This window comes from Sulfitobacter litoralis, assembly GCF_900103185.1.
Classification (GTDB): domain Bacteria; phylum Pseudomonadota; class Alphaproteobacteria; order Rhodobacterales; family Rhodobacteraceae; genus Sulfitobacter; species Sulfitobacter litoralis.
Map to the genome: position 1 here is coordinate 51,014 of NZ_FNJD01000015.1, position 18,113 is coordinate 69,126.

Sequence of the window (18,113 nt, forward strand, 5' to 3'; positions counted from 1 at the left end):
CACGGGGCCAAGTCGAAGGAACTCCGTTATGAACCTATTTGCCGATATCCGCAGCCTTGTGCTGTCCACCCTTGATACGCTGGTTGCCGACGGGTTTCTGCCCGACGGCCTGGGCTTTGACGCCATCACTGTTGAGCCGCCGCGCGATGCGTCTCATGGGGATATGGCAACCAATGCCGCGATGGTGCTGGCCAAGCCTGCCCGTATGAAGCCGCGTGATATCGCCGACAAGCTGGCTGCAAAGCTGGGTGAGGATGCGCGGATTACTGCGGCTGATGTGGCGGGGCCCGGTTTTTTGAACCTGCGGCTAAGCGCTGCGGTCTGGCAGGGCGTTGTTGGCGCGGTTCTGGGGCAAGGGACTGATTTTGGCCGCGGCGATCTGGGGCAGGGCAGACGCGTGAACGTTGAATATGTCTCCGCCAACCCGACCGGCCCGCTGCATGTTGGCCACACCCGCGGGGCGGTCTTTGGGGATGCGCTGGCGTCGTTGCTTGATTTTGCGGGCTTTGATGTCACGCGCGAATATTACATCAATGATGGCGGGGCTCAGGTCGATGTTTTGGCGCGCTCTGTCTATCTGCGGTATCTTGAGGCACACGGCCAAGAGGTTGCTTTCCCCGAAGGCACATACCCCGGCGACTATCTGGTCGACGTGGGCGTGGCGCTGAAAGACAAGGTGGACGACGCTTATATCGATAAGGATGAATCCGTCTGGCTTGAAGATGTACGCAATTTTGCCACCGACGAGATGATGAAGCTGATCCGCGAAGATCTCGCCTCGCTCGGGGTGGAGATGGATGTGTTTTATTCCGAAAAGTCGCTTTATGGCACGGGCCGGATTGAATCCGCGATTGATGACTTGAAAGCCAAAGGGCTGATCTATGAGGGCGTGCTTGAGCCGCCAAAAGGCAAGAAGCCCGAAGACTGGGAACCGCGCGAGCAGACGCTGTTCAAATCCACCGCGCATGGCGATGATGTGGACCGCCCGGTGATGAAATCGGACGGCGGCTGGACCTATTTCGCGCCCGATATTGCGTACCACTACGACAAGGTGCAGCGCGGCTTTGACATGTTGATTGACGTGTTCGGCGCGGATCATGGGGGCTATGTCAAACGGATGAAGGCCGCGGTGTCGGCACTGTCGGAAGGGGCTGTGCCGCTCGACATCAAGCTGACGCAGCTGGTCAAGCTGTTCAAGGACGGCAAGGAATTCAAAATGTCCAAGCGGGCAGGGACATTTGTGACCCTGCGTGATGTTGTTGATCAAGTGGGCGCGGATGTGACGCGTTTCGTTATGTTGACTCGTAAAAATGACGCGATGCTGGACTTCGACTTTGCCAAAGTGCTTGAGCAATCGCGCGAAAACCCCGTTTTTTATGTGCAATACGCCAACGCTCGCGTGCATTCCGTGTTGCGCAAGGCGGCAGAGGCCGGCGTCGCGACAGATATTGAAACGCTTCAACGCGCCGATCTAAGCAAGCTGGACCATGAGGCAGAGCTGAAACTGGCGCAGAAGCTGGCAGAGTGGCCGCGGATGGTCGAGACGGCGGCGCGTAGCAACGAACCACACCGGATCGCGTTCTACCTTTACGAACTGGCGGGTGATTTCCACGGGCTTTGGAACCGTGGCAATGACGTACCAGAGCTGCGTTTCTTGCAAGATGATGCGGCGGTCTCGCAGTCGAAAATCGCCCTTGCGCAGGCCGCAACGATTGTAATTGCGTCAGGTCTTGGTATTCTTGGGGTTAAGCCAGCGGAAGAGATGCGTTAACGCACACACGCTGGTCAGGCAGGTTCAAAAAACAGACCCGCGCAGGCGATGCCGGACGCGGTCAGTGAGGCAGAAATGGCAGATTACACGTCCTCCTCCCAGGGTGGGGGGTATTCCTTTGAGCATGACACCGGACTAGGCCCGCAAACACCGGCTAAGCCTTTGACAAAGTTTGCAAACTTCGCAGGTGCTGCGCTTTCTATCACCTTGATCATCGGGATCGGGGTGTGGGGCTACAAGCTGCTGGTGCGCGATGTGACGGGTATTCCGGTGGTCCGTGCGGCCCAAGGCGATATGCGTGTGCGTCCTGAAAATCCGGGCGGGCAACTGGCCGATAACCAAGGGCTGTCGGTCAACGCCGTTGCCTCTGAAGGGACGGCGAACCAGTTCGCTGAACAGTTGATACTGGCCCCCAAACCATTGGATCTGGAAGAAGAAGACCAGCCCATCCCCGTCGCGATGGTTGCACCTGTGCAACAGGCCCCTGTCGCCGCTGCGCCAGCGGTAGACGTTGTAGCGGCGTTGCAAAACGGGGATGTGGACGGTCTGGTTGCCTCTCTTACGGATGGGATGGAGCCACTGGAAGACCAGGAAGATGGGACTGCGCTGCCAGAGCCGATGAACGCGAGTGCCACGATGGATGTGGATCCGCTCGAAATGGCGGTGTCGAACGCGGTGGCCGTGGCCATGGGTGAAGAGCCCGGCGTACGTGCATCCTTGCGGCCACAAAATCGGCCCGGTGGCCGCATGGTTGCGACCAAAGCATCCTTTGAACCCGTACCCGTGGCTGCGGCAGAAGTCAAAGAGCTTTCGCCCGACAGCCTGCCCACAGGCACACGTCTGGTGCAACTGGGCGCATTCGATTCACCGCAGATCGCACGGGCGCAATGGGTCCGTTTAAACGCACGTTTCGGCGCCTATATGGAAGGCAAAGACCGCATCATCCAAGAGGCCAGCAGCGGCGGTCGGACGTTCTACCGTCTGCGCGCGCATGGGTTTTCGGATATTGCCGACGCGCGGCGTTTTTGTTCGGCGCTGGTTGCTGAAAACACTGACTGCATTCCCGTCGTTACACGTTGATGCGGTGCGGGGCGACAATACTGGATGCGTCGGGGCTGCGGCTGACGGCGCAAGAAAAGGCGTTGTTTCGCGCCGTAAAACCCTTTGGGTTCATTTTGTTTGCACGCAATATCGACACGCCTGATCAGGTACGTGCCCTTTGCGCTGAAATGCGCGACGCGGCGGGACATGATGCAGTGATTACCGTCGATCAGGAAGGCGGACGGGTGCAGCGTCTGCGTGCGCCGCAGTGGCGCGATTGGTCGGCTCCGCTTGATTTTGTGCAGGCTGCGGGCAGCCATGCGGCAGAGGCAATGTATCTGCGCTTTCGTCTGATCGCGCATGAGCTGCACCGCGTCGGCATCGACAGCAATTGCGCGCCGATGGTCGATGTCGCTGGCACGCAAACGCATGAGTTTCTGCGCAACCGATGCTATGGCACGACGCCGGACGTGGTCGCGGCTTTGGGCCGTGCGGCAGCAGACGGCATGTTGGCGGGGGGCGTTTTGCCCGTGGTCAAACATATGCCCGGACACGGGCGCGCCACGATGGACAGTCATTTTGCCTTGCCCTTGGTGGATGCTCCGCGCGAGGCGTTGGACACCCATGATTTTGCGCCCTTCAAGGCATTGTGCGACCTGCCGATGGGAATGACAGCGCATCTTGTTTATGACGCGATTGATCCACGTCCTGCCACGCTGTCACCGGTGATGATGAACCTGATCCGCGAGGACATCGGCTTTGACAATCTGATTATGACCGATGACATCTCGATGAAAGCATTGGCGGGTGAAGTAAACCAGATTGCGGCTGATGCGTTGTCGGCAGGCTGTGACGTCGTTCTTTATTGCAACGCCACATTGGCAGACCGCGCCCGTGTGGCCGAGGCAGCAGGCGAAATGACCGACGCTGCGCAAACTCGTGCAGAACGGGCGCTGGCGATGCGCCGTGAGCCTGATGATGTGGACATTCCTGCCCTAAGCGCCAAGATCGACACGCTCTTGGGCGGGGCGGTAAATGGCTGATACGGTCATGGACGACGGGCAGACAAAAGTTGCTGAACGGCGCGCCGCCGAGGCGCTGATCGTGGATGTCGACGGGTTCGAGGGGCCTCTTGACCTGTTGCTGACGCTTAGCCGGACCCAGAAGGTTGATCTGCGCAAGGTTTCGGTGCTGCAATTGGCGCGGCAATATCTGATGTTCGTCGATAAGGCCAAGGCCCTGCGGCTGGAACTGGCGGCGGACTATCTCGTCATGGCGGCGTGGCTGGCGTTTTTGAAATCGCGTTTGCTGCTGCCGCCTGACCCCAAAGACGAAGGCCCCTCGGGCGAAGAGTTGGCCGCGCATCTGGCGTTTCAGCTGGAACGTCTACAAGCGATACGAGACGTCGCCTCGCAGCTTATGGCACGTGATCAGTTGGGACGTGATTTTTTTGCCCGCGGCCAGACCCAGGAAATGCAGCAGACCCGCCGCGTGACGTATACCGCGACCTTGCTGGACCTGATGCAAGGTTATGCCCGCATACGGACGCGCGACGAGTTTCGTCCCTTTGTGATGGATCGTGAAAAGGTTTTTACGATGGAGCAGGCGCTTGAACGGATGCGGGGTCTCATCGGGTTCGAGGGCGATTGGTCCGACCTGACCCGCTATCTGCCTGAAGGCTGGGGCGAAGAACCGGCAATGCGCCGCTCGGCGACGGCATCAACGTTTGCAGCGTCGCTTGAATTGGTAAAGGAAGGGCACCTGGAAATCCGCCAAGAGGGGATGTTTGCCCCGATCCAGTTGCGCAAGAAGGATTACTGACGTGGCCGACCCCGCCCAACAAACTGAAGAAAGCCTGTTTGACGCGCCACCTCTGGCCGAACAAGAACGCATGATCGAGGCGATCCTATTTGCCACCGCAGATCCCATGTCCCTGCGCGAGATTGCAGCCCGTCTGCCCCACGGCTGTGATCCTGCCGAAGCGCTGGTGCATCTGCGTAAACGCTATGCCGGGCGGGGGGTGCAGCTATGCCGGATCGGGGATGCCTATGCCATGCGCACGGCCGCCGATCTGGGGTATTTGATGCAGCATGAGACAGTCGAGATCCGTAAACTGTCCCGCGCCGCGATCGAGACGCTGGCGATCATTGCCTATCACCAGCCTACCACCCGTGCCGAAATCGAAGAGATCCGCGGCGTGTCGGTATCGCGCGGGACTTTGGACCAGCTTATTGAACTTGACTGGATCCGCTTTGGCCGCCGCAAGATGACGCCCGGCCGGCCCGTGACCTTTGTCGTGACCCAAGAGTTTCTGGCACATTTCGGGCTAGAAAGCCCGCGCGATCTGCCAGGTCTACAGGAGCTCCGCTCTGCCGGGCTGCTCGAGGGGCGTCCCGCATTCAGTGCAATTCCGGGTGTCGATAGCGACGAAGAACCAGAGGCCACCGAGGGCCAGAGCGAGCTGTTCGAGGATTAATCCCCCACGGGCCTGAAAATCGCCGCAAAGGATGCTATATTAAGCCCGGATATAGACCTATGCGGGAGTGAAATCACGAAATGAACCAGATTGTGAACATGATCATGCGTCGCTTTATGGGGCGATTGATCAATAAGGGTATCAATATCGGCTTTGACCAAGCCTCTAAACTTGGGAAGGGCCGGAAAGCTGCGCAAGGTCGCGATAGCGATGCCGTGCCACCAAGCCCTGCTGAAAACGCACGGCGGAATAAAGCCGGTAACCAACAGGGAAAACAGGCGCGCAAAATGGTGCGAAACATGCGCAAGCTGACGCGGTTCTAGCAACCGGCAGCGCGCCCTGACGCTGACCTTAACGCGGTGGGCTGAAATGCTTGCTTAGCTTGAGCCCTTGCCCCTGATAGTTCGACGCGATGCCTGCGCCGTAGAGCTGGGTTGGTACTTGGGTCATTTTCTCGTAGACGAGCCGTCCGACAACTTGACCGTGCTCAAGCACAAAGGGGGCTTCGTGACAGCGTACTTCGAGCACGCCGCGTGACCCTGCTCCGCCTGCGGAAGCATGGCCGAACCCGGGGTCGAAGAACCCTGCATAATGCACCCGAAATTCACCTACCATCGCGAGGTAGGGGGCCATTTCGGCGGCATATTCGGGGGGGATCGTCACGGCCTCGCGGCTTACCAGAATATAGAACGCGCCGGGATCGAGGATAATCTGGCCATTGTCGCTGTGGACCTCTTCCCAGTATTGGGCGCGCGCGTAATAGCCGAGCTTGTCCAGATCAATCACACCGGTATGCGGCTTGGCGCGATAGCCAACAAGCGTCGTATCAGGCAGCCGCAGATCGACGGAAAAGCCCAAACCATCGTCGATCACGGCCTCGCCATCGACCAGCGGTGTATCCGCATGCAAGGCACGCAGGGCGTCATCATCTAACGTCGCATCCCCGGTCGAGAACCGTATCTGGTTCAGCCGCATACCGGGGCGTACCAGCACCGAAAACGAGCGCGGGCAAATCTCGGCGTATAGAGGGCCGGTGTAGCCTGGCGCGATGCGATCGAATTCCGTGCCACCGTCAGTGATTGTCCGTGTGAGCAGATCCAACCGCCCGGTAGAGCTTTTGGCATTGGCCGCCGCAGAGGTGTCTTGGGGCAGGGCGAGGGTCTCCATCAGCGGAACGACGTAGACACAGCCCTTTTCCAGCACAGCACCCTCGGTCAGATCCACGCGGTGCATCTCGAACTCAGTCAGACGGTCTGCCACCTTGGCACCATGTCCTGCAAGGAACGACGCACGTACGCGGTAAGCCACTGTACCCAAACGCAGATCAAGGCTGGCCGGTTGAATTTGAGCGTCATCAACGGGCGGTGTGCCGATGATCTGACCCGATGCGATCATGTCGGTGATATGCTGGTTGGGAACTACGCCGATCATATCCGGGCCTTTCAAATGCAAACACCCGCACCCATCAGGGTACGGGCGTTTGTTGTATGTCGGTTGGTCGGGCTAGCAGGACTCGAACCTGCGACCTTCCGTCCCCCAGACGGACGCGCTACCAGGCTGCGCCATAGCCCGACATGAGGCGTTTCATACCTGATAAAACCGGGCGCGCAAGGGGGAATTGTTGCAAATCGCACGGGCAGCTTAGACTTTTGTACGACGCAGCACATCAGCGCGCATGGAATCACGTAATTCGGCCAAGCGGTTAAGCAATGGCGCAATATCCTGAGCCGATTCCTGTGACAGATCGCGGCACATCAGCGCCGCGGACAGCACAGAGGGTTTTGCCGGGAACGCGTCTTCTGCCAGCAGCGGGGGCAGGTCGATCACGCGTGGCTTTGGGCCAGCCTCAAGTGGTTCTTCTTGGTCCTCGTCATCCTCAAAGATGTTGTCGACGGTATGATCGATATCTGCCTCTGGCGGTAGCGCAGATGCGGCAGGTGTCTTGGTCACTTCGTCTTCGACTGGTGTCGCGCCTTGCGGTGCAGCAGGCGCTTCGTCAGGCGTGTTGTCGCTTGGCGGCACGGGTGCAGAGGTCATCGGATGGCGCAAGAAACTTGGCAGGTCTTCGTCGATACCTTTATCCAGCGCGGATGGGGTAGGCTCTGCTTCGGTGGGGGCTTCGCCCTCAACCGGCGGAGTAGAAGATGGGGTGTCAGTTTGCGCCGTCGGTGGCTCTGGCGCGTCGGGAGCTGGGGGTTGTTGCCGGTCTGAACCTTTTGCAGCCTTGCCCGCGCGCGATTCGAACGCAAGCACAACGCCTTCATGGGTCTGCTCTGCATCTTCGTGCATTGGTGCCATGTCGATGGTGTCGCCAGCCGTGGTCAGATCCTCTGGGGTGACGCCTTCAAGAGGGGCGGAAAGCGCGGCGACATGGCCCATGCCTTCCTCGCGCAGGACTTTCTGAACGCCTTTGATCGTCAGCCCGTCTTCGTGTAACAAACGTTTGATCCCGCCAAGCAGCAGCATATCATTGGGGCGATAATATCGCCGCCCGCCTGCACGTTTGATCGGTTTGACTTGTGTGAACTTGCTCTCCCAGAAACGCAGAACATGGGCCTGAATTTCAAGCCACTCTGCAACTTCTGAGATGGTTCGGAATGCATCCGGGGACTTGGGCATCAGGTTATCGCTTGTTCCCGTCTGCGACCCGGTCCTTCATCAGATGGGACGGGCGGAATGTCAGAACGCGGCGCGGGTTGATCGGGACCTCTTCGCCGGTTTTAGGGTTCCGACCCACGCGGGCCGATTTATCCCGCACAGAGAAAGTACCAAAAGAGGAAATTTTGACCTGCTCGCCATCGACCAGCGCGTCGGACATATGATCCAGCACAGATTCGACCAGCTGTGCGCTTTCATTGCGGGAAAGACCTACTTCACGAAAAACGGCTTCGCTTAAATCCATTCGGGTCAACGTCTTGTCGGCCATAACTTCCCCCATGTGTTTTAAGCAGCATAGGCTGTCATTTTTCCGCAAGTCAACAACTATGGGGCGTAACGTGCTGTTCGCGCGAAGAAAAGCCGCTTACCAGCGCAGAACAACTGCGCCCCATGCAAGCCCGCCGCCGATCGCTTCGGTGACCAGCAGGTCGCCTTTCTTGATCTGGCCGCGCTCTTGCCCGACTGAAAGAGCCAGCGGAATCGATGCAGCTGAGGTGTTGCCGTGGTCTTGAACCGTTACGACGACGTTATCCATCGACAGGTTCAGTTTCTTGGCAGTGCCTTGAATAATACGGATATTCGCCTGATGAGGGACAATCCAGTCAACTTCATCCGGCGACACGCCTGCGCGCTCCATCGCGGTATTTGCCGAAGCGGCGAGCTTTTCAACCGCGTGGCGGAAGACCTGATTCCCCTGCATCCGCAGATAGCCGGTGGTGCCTGTGCTGATGCCGCCGTCGACATACAGCAGATCTTTGTACCGGCCGTCAGAATTCAGGTCGGTCGACAGGATACCGCGGTCATCCGACGTACCTTCGCCGGTCTGGGCCTCGAGCAGAATCGCGCCGGCCCCATCGCCAAACAGGACGCTGGTGCTGCGGTCAGTCCAGTCCATGATTTTCGAGAAGGTCTCGGACCCGATCACAAGCACGCGGTCAGCCTGACCCGATATGATCAGTGCGTTGGCGTTGGCCAAGGCATAGACAAAGCCCGCACATACGGCCTGCACATCAAAGGCAAAGCCGCGTTCCATCTCGAGCTGTGCCTGCACCATCGTGGCGGCAGATGGGAACGTGAGATCGGGCGTAGAGGTGGCGACGATGACAGCATCGACATCGGCAGCTGTCTTGCCTGCATCAGCCAGTGCGGCCTTGGCAGCGGCGGTAGCCATCGTCGATGTGGTTTCGCCTTCGCCAACAAAGTGGCGGCGTTCAATGCCGGAGCGTGACCTGATCCATTCGTCAGTGGTGTCAATCTTGCCTTCAAACTCTGCGTTTTCGACAATGCGCTCCGGGAGGTAGTGTCCGGCACCAATTACGACGGCTCTTTTTGTCATTCTTCGGTCTCTTTCGTCGGCTTTGCTGAGGCCACACGTGCGGCCAGCCGATGTGTGAATTCACTTTCCGCTAATCGCGCGGCCAGCTTGATCGCCGATGAAACCCCTCTGGCATCCGCTGCCCCGTGGGATTTCACGACGGTTCCGTTCAAGCCCAGAAACACGCCGCCGTTTACGTTGCTCGGGTCAAAGCGTTTGCTGACGCGGCGCAGCGAAGTGTAGGCGAAAAACGCAGCTGCGCGGGACCAGATCGAATTTTTGAACGCCTGACGTAGACCTGACCCGATCAACGTGGCGGTACCTTCGCCGGTCTTGATCGCGATATTACCAGTAAATCCGTCCGTGACGATCACATCTGCGGCATTACCCGCGATATCGCCGCCTTCGACGAAGCCGACGAATTCAAAGCCCGCTTCATCCGCGGCGTCGCGAATCAATTCGTGGGCTTCTTTCAGCTCCGTCCGGCCTTTGTGTTCTTCGGTCCCGACATTCAGCAGGCCGATGCGCGGGCGTTCGATGTCCATGCCGTTGCGGGCATAGGATTTGCCCATCAGCGCATAGCGCAATAGGTCATCGGCATCCGCACGCACATCCGCACCCACGTCCAGCAACACATTGAACCCTTGCGGGTTGGTCGACGGGTAAAGCACAGCGATTGCGGGGCGGTTGACGCCGGGTAGCTTTTTCAGGCGGATCATCGACAGCGCCATCAGCGCGCCGGTATTGCCACAGCTGACGGCGACAGAGGCCTCGTTGTCGCGCACGGATTCTATGGCAGACCACATCGAGGTGTCCTTGCCATTGCGTACAACGTTGCTGGGTTTGTCATCCATCGTGACAACCCCTTGAGCATCCCGAATAGTGCAGCGCCCTTTAAGTTCGGGACGTTTGGCCACCAGCGGTTCCAGCGTGTCGGCAGGGCCGTGCAGGATAAAGCTGATATCGGGATTTTTGAGCGCGGACGCAGAACACCCGGCAACAACGATTGCCGGGCCCTGATCGCCCCCCATCGCATCAACTGAGATAAGGGTGCGCTGAGTACTCGCGCTAGGCTGATCGGACGTGGCCGTCATCTGGTGCGATGCCTCTTATGAACTGCGATTGACGTGACGAACTTACGCTGCGTCTTCGTCGAGGTCGATCTCTTCGTTCAGAGAAACAACTTCGTTGTCGTCATAGTGACCGCATGCAGCGCAGATGTGGTGTGGGCGCTTGAGCTCACCACAGTTGGTGCATTCGTTAGGGTTCGCTGCAGTCAGCGAATCGTGCGCGCGGCGGTTGTTGCGACGCGATTTGGAAACTTTATTCTGTTGGACAGCCATGTCTGGTGCCTTTGCCTTCGGGGTCGTTCATCGGCTTCCTGCCAAAGACGACCGTGTTTCAGATCAACTCCCGGTTTGGGCGTGACGTGCGTTTAGGCCGAAGCCTATCCGATGTCCAACCTTAATTGGGGTGAAGGGCGCAAAATACTGCGAAAACCTGCCGAAGCAACCCTTATTCACCCAAACCGACAGGGTTATTCGCCGTTACTATCCTTTAGCTGGTCCTTTAGATTAGCCAGACCGGCGAACGGGCGGGCGTCTTCATCGGTCATCGGGGCCTCGCCGGGCTTGGTGTAGACGGCTTGCCCCAGTTCCGCCCCGTCGGCGCGGGGGTATTCGGGGATTTCTAGCGCCAGCGCTTCTATCATGACAACGGCAGGATCGATCCAGGCACCCAGAGGTTCGGTACAGTCATCCTCTGCCATCTCGACCTCGGTTTCCTCGGGCTCTTCGTAGTCCTGTACGAAAAGCCGCGTGACATCGACGTCGATCCGCGTCTGCACCGGCTCCAGCGTCACGACGCAGGGCTGCACCACAGTGGCCCCCAGACGCGCTTCGAGCTGCCAGTCGCTGCGCCCGAGCGCCTTGAGCCGCCCTTCGAACGAGAGTTTACGAAGCGCTGAGAGATCAAGTTCTTCTGCGATCTTGCGCAAGCTGTCGGCGTCAGGGCGCAGGGAGAAAGGGGTTTGCGCATTCTGCGACAGCTCTGCGACGCGCAATGCTGTGGGGCTTGGGGGCGTGCGAGACATGTTAGGGGTACTTTCGTTTCTTGAACCATGGGGCGTGCTTAGTGTATGCGAGATAAAAGCCATGATCCCCAAGGGCAAGAGGGCACCAAGAATGCGTATCGACCGCCATGTCAAAAAGACACTGCTGACCGCCACAGTTCTCGCTGCTGGTCTGACGCTTGGGGCCTGCTCCCCTCAGTATAGCAACCACGGCTATATCCCGCCGCAAGAAGACCTATCGAAGATCACCGTCGGTCAGGATACGCGCGACACTGTGGCCGAAACCGTAGGTGTGCCTGCATCGGCGGGCCTGTTGACCAATTCGGGCTATTACTATGTCCGGTCGCGCCGTCAGGCAATGTGGTTCATGGCGCCGCGTGAAACAGAGCGCGAAGTTGTGGCTGTGAGCTTTGACGGGAACGGTGTGGTGCAGAATGTCGAACGGTTCGGGCTTGAGCGCGGCAATGTCATCACCCTTGACCGCCGAGTCACCAGTTCGCCGATTTCTGACAAATCCTTCATCCGTCAGCTTTTGGGCAACATCGGGCGGTTTAATCCCGCGGCGCTGGCCGGCTAGGGCGCGGATTTGACGGTGCTGCGCGGCGCTGTACTGAAGCCGCTGCTGCGTGGTCCGTACCGTGCCTACCGTGCGACCTCGCCACAAGATATGGATGCCGCACAGGCGTTGCGTGCACGGGCCTTTGGTCTGGATCAAACACACGATAGTGACAGGTTCGACGCGAAAAAGCATCATATCCTCGTACGTGATCAAGGTAGCGGCGAACTGCTGTGTTGCTACCGTATCGGGGTGATGGATGGTGCGTCGCTGGACCAAAGCTATGCGGCGCAGTTTTATGATCTGACCAAACTTGCAGGTTTTGATGGCCCGATGATGGAACTGGGTCGGTTCTGTCTGGCACCGGAGGTGCAGAATCCTGACGTGGTGCGTATGGCTTGGGCCGCGCTGGCGCAGGTTGTCGACGCCCATGCGGTAACGCTGCTGTTTGGGTGCACGTCTTTCCGCGGCACTGATCCCGCTCCTTATCGTGATGTGATGCGCTTGCTGCAGGACCGCCACCTTGCGCCGTTGCAATGGCGGCCTCAGGTCAAAGCCCCCGAGACGGTGGCTTTTGCAAAGGGGCAGCTGGACAAACCTGCCGAGAAGGCTGCACTTCAGATGCTTCCGGCCTTGCTGCGCAGTTACCTGATGATGGGCGGCTGGGTCAGCGACCATGCGGTGATCGACCGACCGATGAAAACGCTGCATGTGTTCACCGGGCTCGAGATCGCGGCGATCACCGAAGGGCGCAAACGTTTGCTGCGCGGTACCGCCTAAGAGATTTCATGCCTTCGGCGAGGATTTTAGCCCATTTGGAACAGGGGTCATTGACGCTGACGCGGCACGACGCTAGCTGGCTGTCATGGCACGCGCACCCCTTTTACAAGTAAACGAGATCTCGCTGACTTTCGGCGGCGATCCCGTATTCGAAGACATGTCCCTTGTGGTTCAATCCGGCGACCGTTTGGCGCTGGTGGGCCGGAACGGATCTGGTAAATCCACCCTCATGAAGGTCATGGCCGGATTGATCGAAGCCGATAGCGGTGATGTGATCGTCGGACCAGGCGTTTCGGTCGGCTATATGGAGCAGGACCCGGATCTTACCGGGTTCGAGACCTTGGGCGATTTCGCAGCGCACGGACTGGATGCATCCGAGATGTACAAAGTCGAACGCGCGGGCGAAGGGTTGAAGTTCGACCCCGCACGCCCCGTGAGCACCGCCTCTGGCGGGGAGCGTCGTCGTGCGGCACTTGCACGTCTGATGGCATCCGAGCCGGAGTTGATGTTGCTGGACGAGCCGACGAACCACCTGGATATCGAGGCGATCCGCTGGCTTGAAGACGAGCTGAAGGCGACCCGTGCGGCATTTGTCATCATCTCTCACGATAGGGCGTTCCTGCGCGAATTGACCCGTGCGACGCTTTGGGTCGATCGCGGCGTTGTCCGTCGTCAGGACATCGGTTTTGGTGGGTTCGAAGCCTGGCGCGACCAGATGTGGGAAGAAGAGGACATGCAGCGCCACAAGCTGAACCGCAAGATCAAGGCGGAAGCGCGGTGGGCTGTCGAGGGTATTTCAGCCCGGCGCAAGCGTAACCAGGGCCGCGTGCGCGCCCTGCAAGACCTGCGGGCCGAACGCGCCAGCCAGATCAAACGTCAGGGCACCGCCGCCATGGCGCTGGAAGCGGGTCCGAAGTCCGGCCGCAAGGTGGTCGAGGCTATGGGCATCACCAAGGCCTTTGGCGACAAGACGATTCTGCGCCCCTTTGACATCACGATCCAGCGGGGTGATCGCATCGCCTTGGTCGGGCCCAATGGTGTGGGCAAGACGACGTTGCTGAACATGCTGATCGGAAAAGAACAGCCTGACGGGGGCGAGATCAAACAGGGTACCAATCTTGAGATCGCGCTGTTCGACCAGGCGCGCGCGCAGCTTGATGGCGATATGTCGCTGTGGGACAGTCTGACCGGCGATCCGGAAATGCGTGTATCGGGTAAGGCGGACCAGATTCTGGTGCGCGGGCAGCCGAAACACGTGGTTGGTTACCTGAAGGAATTCCTGTTCGACGAAGGCCAGGCCCGTGCGCCCGTGCGGTCCTTGTCGGGGGGTGAAAAGGCGCGGTTGCTGCTGGCCAAGATCATGGCGCGGTCTAGCAACCTCTTGGTTCTTGATGAACCGACCAACGATCTGGACGTCGAAACCCTTGATCTGATGCAGGAGCTGCTGTCGACCTATGATGGCACCGTGCTGCTGGTCAGCCACGACCGTGACTTCCTTGACCGCGTTGCCGCGACCACCATCGCGATGGAAGGTGACGGCAAGGCGACTGTCTATGCGGGCGGTTGGACGGATTATCTGGCGCAGCGCCAGCAGGATGATTTTGACCAAAGCGTTGTTGCCAAATCAAAGCCATCGGCCAAAGGTGACAAGCCCAAGGCCGCAGCGCAATCGGGGCTGAGCTTTACAGAAAAGCACCGGCTTGAGGCGTTGCCGGCAGAGATGAAACGTCTCGAGGCCGAGATCGCAAAGCTCGAAGAATTGATGAGCGACCCGACGCTGTATTCCGAGCATCCGGTGAAGTTCCAAAAAGCGACCGATGCGTTGGTCGAACGGAATGAAAAGCTGCAAGATGCAGAGGCCGAGTGGCTGATGCTGGAAGAGAAAGCCGAAAGCTAAGGGGGCAGGGCGACCGGCCCCCTCGCATACTTCTAAGCGTTTACCCCAATTGCACCAGCGCGTGGCGTTTCTTGCCCGCGCTGAGCTTGATCGGTGTGGCCAGCGTGGCGGCGTCGACCATCAGGCCGGCATCCGTCAGCGGTTCGTCATTATAGCGCGCACCGTTTTCGGTGATCAGACGCTTTGCCTCTTTACCCGAACCAGCCAGACCTGATTTCACGATCAGCTGCACGATAGAGATACCGTCGCCAATGTCCGCAGCACTGAGCGTCAGGGTGGGTAGGTCGTCGCCTACACCGCCTTTTTCGAACACTTCGCGCGCCGTGGCTTCGGCGGTTTTGGCCGCTTCGGCACCATGCAGCAGGGTTGTAACCTCGTTGGCGAGGATGATCTTGGCCGCGTTGATGTCGGACCCTTCCAAAGCGCCCAGACGGTTACATTCCTCGACCGGTAGCTCGGTAAAGATCTTGAGGAACTTACCCGTGTCCGCATCGGTCGTGTTGCGCCAGAACTGCCAGAACTCATACGGCGACAGCATGTCACCGTTCAGCCAGATTGCGCCGCCCTGGGATTTGCCCATTTTTCGGCCATCGCTGGTGGAGAGCAGGGGCGTGGTCAGGCCGTAGATCTCTTGGTCCAGCACACGGCGGGTCAGGTCGATGCCGTTGACGATGTTACCCCATTGATCCGATCCGCCCATCTGCAGCAAGCAGCCATAGCGGCGGTTCAGCTCAAGAAAATCATAGGCTTGCAGGATCATGTAGTTGAACTCGAGGAAGGACAGCGACTGTTCCCGATCTAGGCGGGATTTAACACTTTCGAACGACAGCATCCGGTTCACGCTGAAATGCCGCCCGATGTCGCGCAGGAATTCGAGGTAGTTCAGATTATCAAGCCATTCGGCGTTGTTCAGCATGATTGCATCGTTGTCGCCGTCACCGTAACTCAGGTATTTCTCGAACACCTGCTGCATGCCAGAAATGTTGGCGTCGATGGCGGCATTGTCGAGCAGGGGGCGTTCATCCGACCGGAAGGACGGGTCGCCCACTTTGGTGGTGCCGCCGCCCATCAGCGTGATCGGTTTGCCGCCGCACTTCTGCAACCAGCGCAGCACCATGATATTCATCAGATGCCCCACATGAAGGGATTTCGCTGTCGCGTCATAGCCGATATAGGCAGGCACAGCCCCTTTCATCAGCGCGTCATCAAGGCCCTGATAGTCCGTACAATCGGCGAGAAAGCCGCGCTCCATCATGATGCGGATGAAATCGGATTTGGGGTGGTATGTCATGGTGCTTGCCCTCAGCTTGGGTGGTGGTGCACTCTATAGGTGCTGAGCAGACAAAGGAAAAGGCCATGAATAAGGCCCAAGGGGCAAGAACCCCGAGACGGATCGCAAAAACAGGCCCGCTGCGCGCCGCAGGGGCGATGAGCGGCACGTCGCTGGACGGGGTGGATGTCGCGGTGATCGAGACGGATGGGCGCGATATCATCGGGTTCGGCTCCTCAAGCTATCGCAGCTATTCCGAGGCAGAGCGCCGCACCATCGCGGCCGGTTTCGGCAAATGGTCGGGGCCGGAGGTGTCTGCCGCTACGCAAGTGGTCGAAGCCGCGCACCTCGAGGCATTGGCTCATTACACCGACGTTGATCTGATCGGTTTTCACGGTCAGACGCTGGCCCATGCGCCGCGTATGCAGGGCACGTTGCAGGTCGGCGATGGTTCTGCGCTGGCCGATCATCTGGGACTGCCCGTAGTTTGGGATTTTCGAAGTGCCGACGTGCAATTGGGCGGAGAGGGCGCACCGCTCGCGCCGTTCTTTCATCACGCCTGCGCCCGCTATGCGGGGCTGACCGGACCGGTCGCCTTTCTGAACCTTGGCGGGGTGGGAAACCTGACGTGGGTAGATCCGGCGCTGCCTTTGCCCGAAACCGATGGGGCCCTGCTGGCGTTTGACACCGGTCCCGCCAACGCGCCCATCAATGACCTGATGCAGACGCGCCTTGGGCTACCCTTTGACGAGGGCGGCAGGATAGCTGTGCGGGGTCAGGTAGAGACGGGCGCGCTGGAACTGTTTCTGGCAGAACCTTATTTTGCGCGCATGCCACCAAAGTCGCTGGATCGGAATGATTTCGATGAGATGGTGGCGCTTGTGACCGAGCTGTCTGATGCGGATGCAGCTGCAACCCTGACAGCGATGTGCGCCGCCGGTGTCGCCGAGGCCATGCAGCATTGCCCGCGCTTGCCGGACCGCGTGTTGGTCACCGGCGGCGGGCGGCACAACCCTGTGTTGATGCAGATGCTCAGCGTCAGTCTGGATTGTCCTGTCGTTCCGATAGAGGAAATCGGGCTGGATGGGGACATGCTCGAGGCGCAGGCGTTCGGCTATCTCGCCGTACGGGTGGCGCGAGGGCTGCCAACCTCTTGCCCCGGCACCACGGGGGTGCGGGCTGCGGTCGGGGGCGGTATGGTGAGCATGCCAAACGAGGCAAAATACCCTTTGGAATAACGTTTATTCTGCGATGCGGCGCCGTACTTGGTGTGGCCTTACGACACATACTTTTTGCTTGACGATTACAAAGCAGTGCCGAATCACGATGCTGTGTTGCGTGCTATGGTAGCAATTATCCCCCTTTTTTCCCGAATAGGTTAGCTGCCTCCGACGGGCATATCTGTGCGCGCCGCTCTGTTGCGCAAAAGCACAATCGGATTCGGACAACAGTCTGTTTCCTTACCAGAGGTTCGAGTGGTGCTACCTTGACGGGTACTATCCCAGAGCGGTCGCGCATTAAGTGAGGGCTTTGCTCGCGCCGCTCCTCATTAAAAAGGAGAGTGACCATGACGAGTATATTTTTGAAAAGCACCGCAGCTTCGGTTGCGACGGTATTCATCGTGACATCCGCCTTTGCCTTAGATGTGGGCGTCGGGGCGAGTGTAGGCGGCGTCGGTGTCGGCGCGGGGGCCAGCGTCGGCCACGGTTCAGTGGCGGACGCGGGTGTCGGTGCTAGCGTAGGCAGCGTTGGTGCAGGGGCAGGTGCCTCTGTCGGTGGCGATTCCGTCGCCGGTGTCGGTGCGGGTGTAAGTGTCGGTAATACGGGCGGCTCAAGCGGCGGCGGCTCCACTGGCGGCGGCTCTACCGGTGACGGCGCGACAGCAGGCAACGGCGGTACGACGGGCGGCGCGACCGGAGGTACAAATGGGGGCTCCACCACGGCCTCTGCCGGATCGCAAAGCGCCGGGGGCGGTTCCGCAGGTCTTTCCGCATCAACGGTGCCAATCCAAGCCGCGTTGGGTGCAACGGTAATGACATCAGACCGGCAGGTCGTTGGCATGATCGAAGATGTGCGCCCCGCGACGCAGGGCAAATTCGTGGCGACCATCCGCATGAATGTTGCATTTGGCGCGGGACCGCGGACCATTCAGATCAATATGCCGGTCCCAAAGAGCGCCACCGATAGTATTCGGCTCGGGTTCACGAAGTCAGGGTTGCTGCGGCAGATTCAAAGCTGATTATCCGACCAGCCATTAAAAAGCGCGCCTTGTAAGGGC

Annotated in this window: 19 protein-coding genes and 1 tRNA gene; 11 read left to right on the top strand and 9 right to left on the bottom strand. The window is 59.3% G+C overall.

All coding sequences use genetic code 11. From position 1 onward, the window contains the following. Positions 1 to 28 precede the first annotated feature (28 nt). The 6 genes from argS (at position 29) to BLQ98_RS12480 (ending at position 5,611) form a co-directional block, all read left to right on the top strand. Entirely contained in the window at positions 29 to 1,771 is a 1,743-nt protein-coding gene (gene argS, locus BLQ98_RS12455) for an arginine--tRNA ligase (protein WP_093733638.1), read from the top strand. A 162-nt stretch (positions 1,772 to 1,933) separates the two neighbouring features. Continuing rightward, positions 1,934 to 2,851, top strand: coding sequence for an SPOR domain-containing protein (locus BLQ98_RS12460; protein ID WP_093733679.1), 918 nt, complete (start codon positions 1,934 to 1,936; stop codon positions 2,849 to 2,851). Beyond that, a complete protein-coding gene (gene nagZ, locus BLQ98_RS12465) occupies positions 2,851 to 3,855 on the top strand; it encodes a beta-N-acetylhexosaminidase (protein ID WP_093733639.1) in 1,005 nt (334 codons plus the stop codon). Before BLQ98_RS12460 ends, nagZ begins: the two co-directional genes overlap by 1 nt. Beyond that, positions 3,848 to 4,633 carry a segregation and condensation protein A gene (locus BLQ98_RS12470; RefSeq protein ID WP_093733640.1) on the top strand — a complete coding sequence of 262 codons (786 nt, stop codon included), beginning with the start codon at positions 3,848 to 3,850 and terminating at the stop codon, positions 4,631 to 4,633. Before nagZ ends, BLQ98_RS12470 begins: the two co-directional genes overlap by 8 nt. Position 4,634: 1 nt before the next feature. Further along, a complete protein-coding gene (gene scpB / locus BLQ98_RS12475) occupies positions 4,635 to 5,288 on the top strand; it encodes an SMC-Scp complex subunit ScpB (RefSeq protein WP_093733641.1) in 654 nt (217 codons plus the stop codon). Positions 5,289 to 5,368: 80 nt separating this feature from the next. Beyond that, positions 5,369 to 5,611 (top strand): hypothetical protein, encoded by a 243-nt coding sequence (locus tag BLQ98_RS12480; protein ID WP_093733642.1) that lies wholly within the window; start codon positions 5,369 to 5,371, stop codon positions 5,609 to 5,611. Between the two features lie 28 nt (positions 5,612 to 5,639). Here the strand turns inward: BLQ98_RS12480 and BLQ98_RS12485 are convergent, their stop codons facing one another. The 8 genes from BLQ98_RS12485 to BLQ98_RS12520 all read right to left on the bottom strand — a co-directional run bounded on the left by BLQ98_RS12485 (position 5,640) and on the right by BLQ98_RS12520 (position 11,353). Then, positions 5,640 to 6,719, bottom strand: a complete 1,080-nt coding sequence (locus BLQ98_RS12485) for a 2'-deoxycytidine 5'-triphosphate deaminase (RefSeq protein ID WP_093733643.1) — start codon at positions 6,717 to 6,719, stop codon at positions 5,640 to 5,642. A gap of 64 nt (positions 6,720 to 6,783) precedes the next feature. Further along, positions 6,784 to 6,860 (bottom strand) — tRNA-Pro (locus BLQ98_RS12490). A 69-nt stretch (positions 6,861 to 6,929) separates the two neighbouring features. Then, positions 6,930 to 7,907: a MerR family transcriptional regulator gene (locus BLQ98_RS12495; protein ID WP_093733644.1), complete on the bottom strand. Its 978-nt coding sequence runs from the start codon at positions 7,905 to 7,907 to the stop codon at positions 6,930 to 6,932. Between the two features lie 4 nt (positions 7,908 to 7,911). Continuing rightward, positions 7,912 to 8,214 carry an integration host factor subunit alpha gene (gene ihfA / locus BLQ98_RS12500; RefSeq protein ID WP_093733680.1) on the bottom strand — a complete coding sequence of 101 codons (303 nt, stop codon included), beginning with the start codon at positions 8,212 to 8,214 and terminating at the stop codon, positions 7,912 to 7,914. A gap of 96 nt (positions 8,215 to 8,310) precedes the next feature. Continuing rightward, positions 8,311 to 9,282 (bottom strand): beta-ketoacyl-ACP synthase III, encoded by a 972-nt coding sequence (locus tag BLQ98_RS12505; protein WP_093733645.1) that lies wholly within the window; start codon positions 9,280 to 9,282, stop codon positions 8,311 to 8,313. Continuing rightward, positions 9,279 to 10,355 carry a phosphate acyltransferase PlsX gene (gene plsX / locus BLQ98_RS12510; protein WP_093733646.1) on the bottom strand — a complete coding sequence of 359 codons (1,077 nt, stop codon included), beginning with the start codon at positions 10,353 to 10,355 and terminating at the stop codon, positions 9,279 to 9,281. The genes BLQ98_RS12505 and plsX overlap by 4 nt, the downstream gene beginning before the upstream one ends. A gap of 42 nt (positions 10,356 to 10,397) precedes the next feature. Continuing rightward, positions 10,398 to 10,604, bottom strand: a complete 207-nt coding sequence (gene rpmF / locus BLQ98_RS12515) for a 50S ribosomal protein L32 (protein WP_093733647.1) — start codon at positions 10,602 to 10,604, stop codon at positions 10,398 to 10,400. Positions 10,605 to 10,798: 194 nt separating this feature from the next. Next, positions 10,799 to 11,353 (bottom strand): YceD family protein, encoded by a 555-nt coding sequence (locus BLQ98_RS12520; RefSeq protein WP_208596062.1) that lies wholly within the window; start codon positions 11,351 to 11,353, stop codon positions 10,799 to 10,801. A 91-nt stretch (positions 11,354 to 11,444) separates the two neighbouring features. On the opposite strand from BLQ98_RS12520, the gene BLQ98_RS12525 reads away from it, so the two are divergent. From BLQ98_RS12525 to BLQ98_RS12535, 3 genes are all read left to right on the top strand, one after another. Further along, positions 11,445 to 11,909: an outer membrane protein assembly factor BamE gene (locus BLQ98_RS12525; protein ID WP_093733648.1), complete on the top strand. Its 465-nt coding sequence runs from the start codon at positions 11,445 to 11,447 to the stop codon at positions 11,907 to 11,909. 9 nt (positions 11,910 to 11,918) lie between these two features. Continuing rightward, a complete protein-coding gene (locus tag BLQ98_RS12530; RefSeq protein ID WP_237271558.1) occupies positions 11,919 to 12,668 on the top strand; it encodes a GNAT family N-acetyltransferase in 750 nt (249 codons plus the stop codon). Between the two features lie 85 nt (positions 12,669 to 12,753). After that, positions 12,754 to 14,565: an ABC-F family ATP-binding cassette domain-containing protein gene (locus BLQ98_RS12535; protein WP_093733649.1), complete on the top strand. Its 1,812-nt coding sequence runs from the start codon at positions 12,754 to 12,756 to the stop codon at positions 14,563 to 14,565. 40 nt (positions 14,566 to 14,605) lie between these two features. On the opposite strand, the gene tyrS is transcribed toward BLQ98_RS12535, so the two are convergent. Beyond that, the gene (tyrS, locus tag BLQ98_RS12540; protein WP_093733650.1) at positions 14,606 to 15,856 is read right to left on the bottom strand and encodes a tyrosine--tRNA ligase; all 1,251 of its coding nucleotides are present in this window, start codon (positions 15,854 to 15,856) and stop codon (positions 14,606 to 14,608) included. Between the two features lie 65 nt (positions 15,857 to 15,921). Between tyrS and BLQ98_RS12545 the strand changes: the two genes are divergently transcribed. Beyond that, the gene (locus BLQ98_RS12545; protein WP_093733651.1) at positions 15,922 to 17,073 is read left to right on the top strand and encodes an anhydro-N-acetylmuramic acid kinase; all 1,152 of its coding nucleotides are present in this window, start codon (positions 15,922 to 15,924) and stop codon (positions 17,071 to 17,073) included. A 329-nt stretch (positions 17,074 to 17,402) separates the two neighbouring features. Continuing rightward, on the top strand, positions 17,403 to 18,074 hold the full coding sequence (locus BLQ98_RS18290) for a hypothetical protein (RefSeq protein WP_167354546.1): 672 nt from the start codon (positions 17,403 to 17,405) through the stop codon (positions 18,072 to 18,074). Positions 18,075 to 18,113 lie beyond the last annotated feature (39 nt).

What these genes read in the sequence shown, in the direction of transcription:
- BLQ98_RS12505 (WP_093733645.1), bottom strand. Translation starts at nt 9,282, where the DNA reads ATGACAAAAAGAGCCGTCGTAATTGGTGCCGGACACTACCTCCCGGAG.
- BLQ98_RS12545 (WP_093733651.1), top strand. Translation starts at nt 15,922, where the DNA reads ATGAATAAGGCCCAAGGGGCAAGAACCCCGAGACGGATCGCAAAAACA.
- BLQ98_RS12535 (WP_093733649.1), top strand. Translation starts at nt 12,754, where the DNA reads ATGGCACGCGCACCCCTTTTACAAGTAAACGAGATCTCGCTGACTTTC.
- BLQ98_RS12495 (WP_093733644.1), bottom strand. Translation starts at nt 7,907, where the DNA reads ATGCCCAAGTCCCCGGATGCATTCCGAACCATCTCAGAAGTTGCAGAG.
- ihfA (WP_093733680.1), bottom strand. Translation starts at nt 8,214, where the DNA reads ATGGCCGACAAGACGTTGACCCGAATGGATTTAAGCGAAGCCGTTTTT.
- BLQ98_RS12480 (WP_093733642.1), top strand. Translation starts at nt 5,369, where the DNA reads ATGAACCAGATTGTGAACATGATCATGCGTCGCTTTATGGGGCGATTG.
- nagZ (WP_093733639.1), top strand. Translation starts at nt 2,851, where the DNA reads ATGCGGTGCGGGGCGACAATACTGGATGCGTCGGGGCTGCGGCTGACG.
- BLQ98_RS12470 (WP_093733640.1), top strand. Translation starts at nt 3,848, where the DNA reads ATGGCTGATACGGTCATGGACGACGGGCAGACAAAAGTTGCTGAACGG.
- rpmF (WP_093733647.1), bottom strand. Translation starts at nt 10,604, where the DNA reads ATGGCTGTCCAACAGAATAAAGTTTCCAAATCGCGTCGCAACAACCGC.
- BLQ98_RS12525 (WP_093733648.1), top strand. Translation starts at nt 11,445, where the DNA reads ATGCGTATCGACCGCCATGTCAAAAAGACACTGCTGACCGCCACAGTT.
- BLQ98_RS12485 (WP_093733643.1), bottom strand. Translation starts at nt 6,719, where the DNA reads ATGATCGGCGTAGTTCCCAACCAGCATATCACCGACATGATCGCATCG.
- plsX (WP_093733646.1), bottom strand. Translation starts at nt 10,355, where the DNA reads ATGACGGCCACGTCCGATCAGCCTAGCGCGAGTACTCAGCGCACCCTT.
- BLQ98_RS18290 (WP_167354546.1), top strand. Translation starts at nt 17,403, where the DNA reads ATGACGAGTATATTTTTGAAAAGCACCGCAGCTTCGGTTGCGACGGTA.
- tyrS (WP_093733650.1), bottom strand. Translation starts at nt 15,856, where the DNA reads ATGACATACCACCCCAAATCCGATTTCATCCGCATCATGATGGAGCGC.
- BLQ98_RS12520 (WP_208596062.1), bottom strand. Translation starts at nt 11,353, where the DNA reads ATGTCTCGCACGCCCCCAAGCCCCACAGCATTGCGCGTCGCAGAGCTG.
- argS (WP_093733638.1), top strand. Translation starts at nt 29, where the DNA reads ATGAACCTATTTGCCGATATCCGCAGCCTTGTGCTGTCCACCCTTGAT.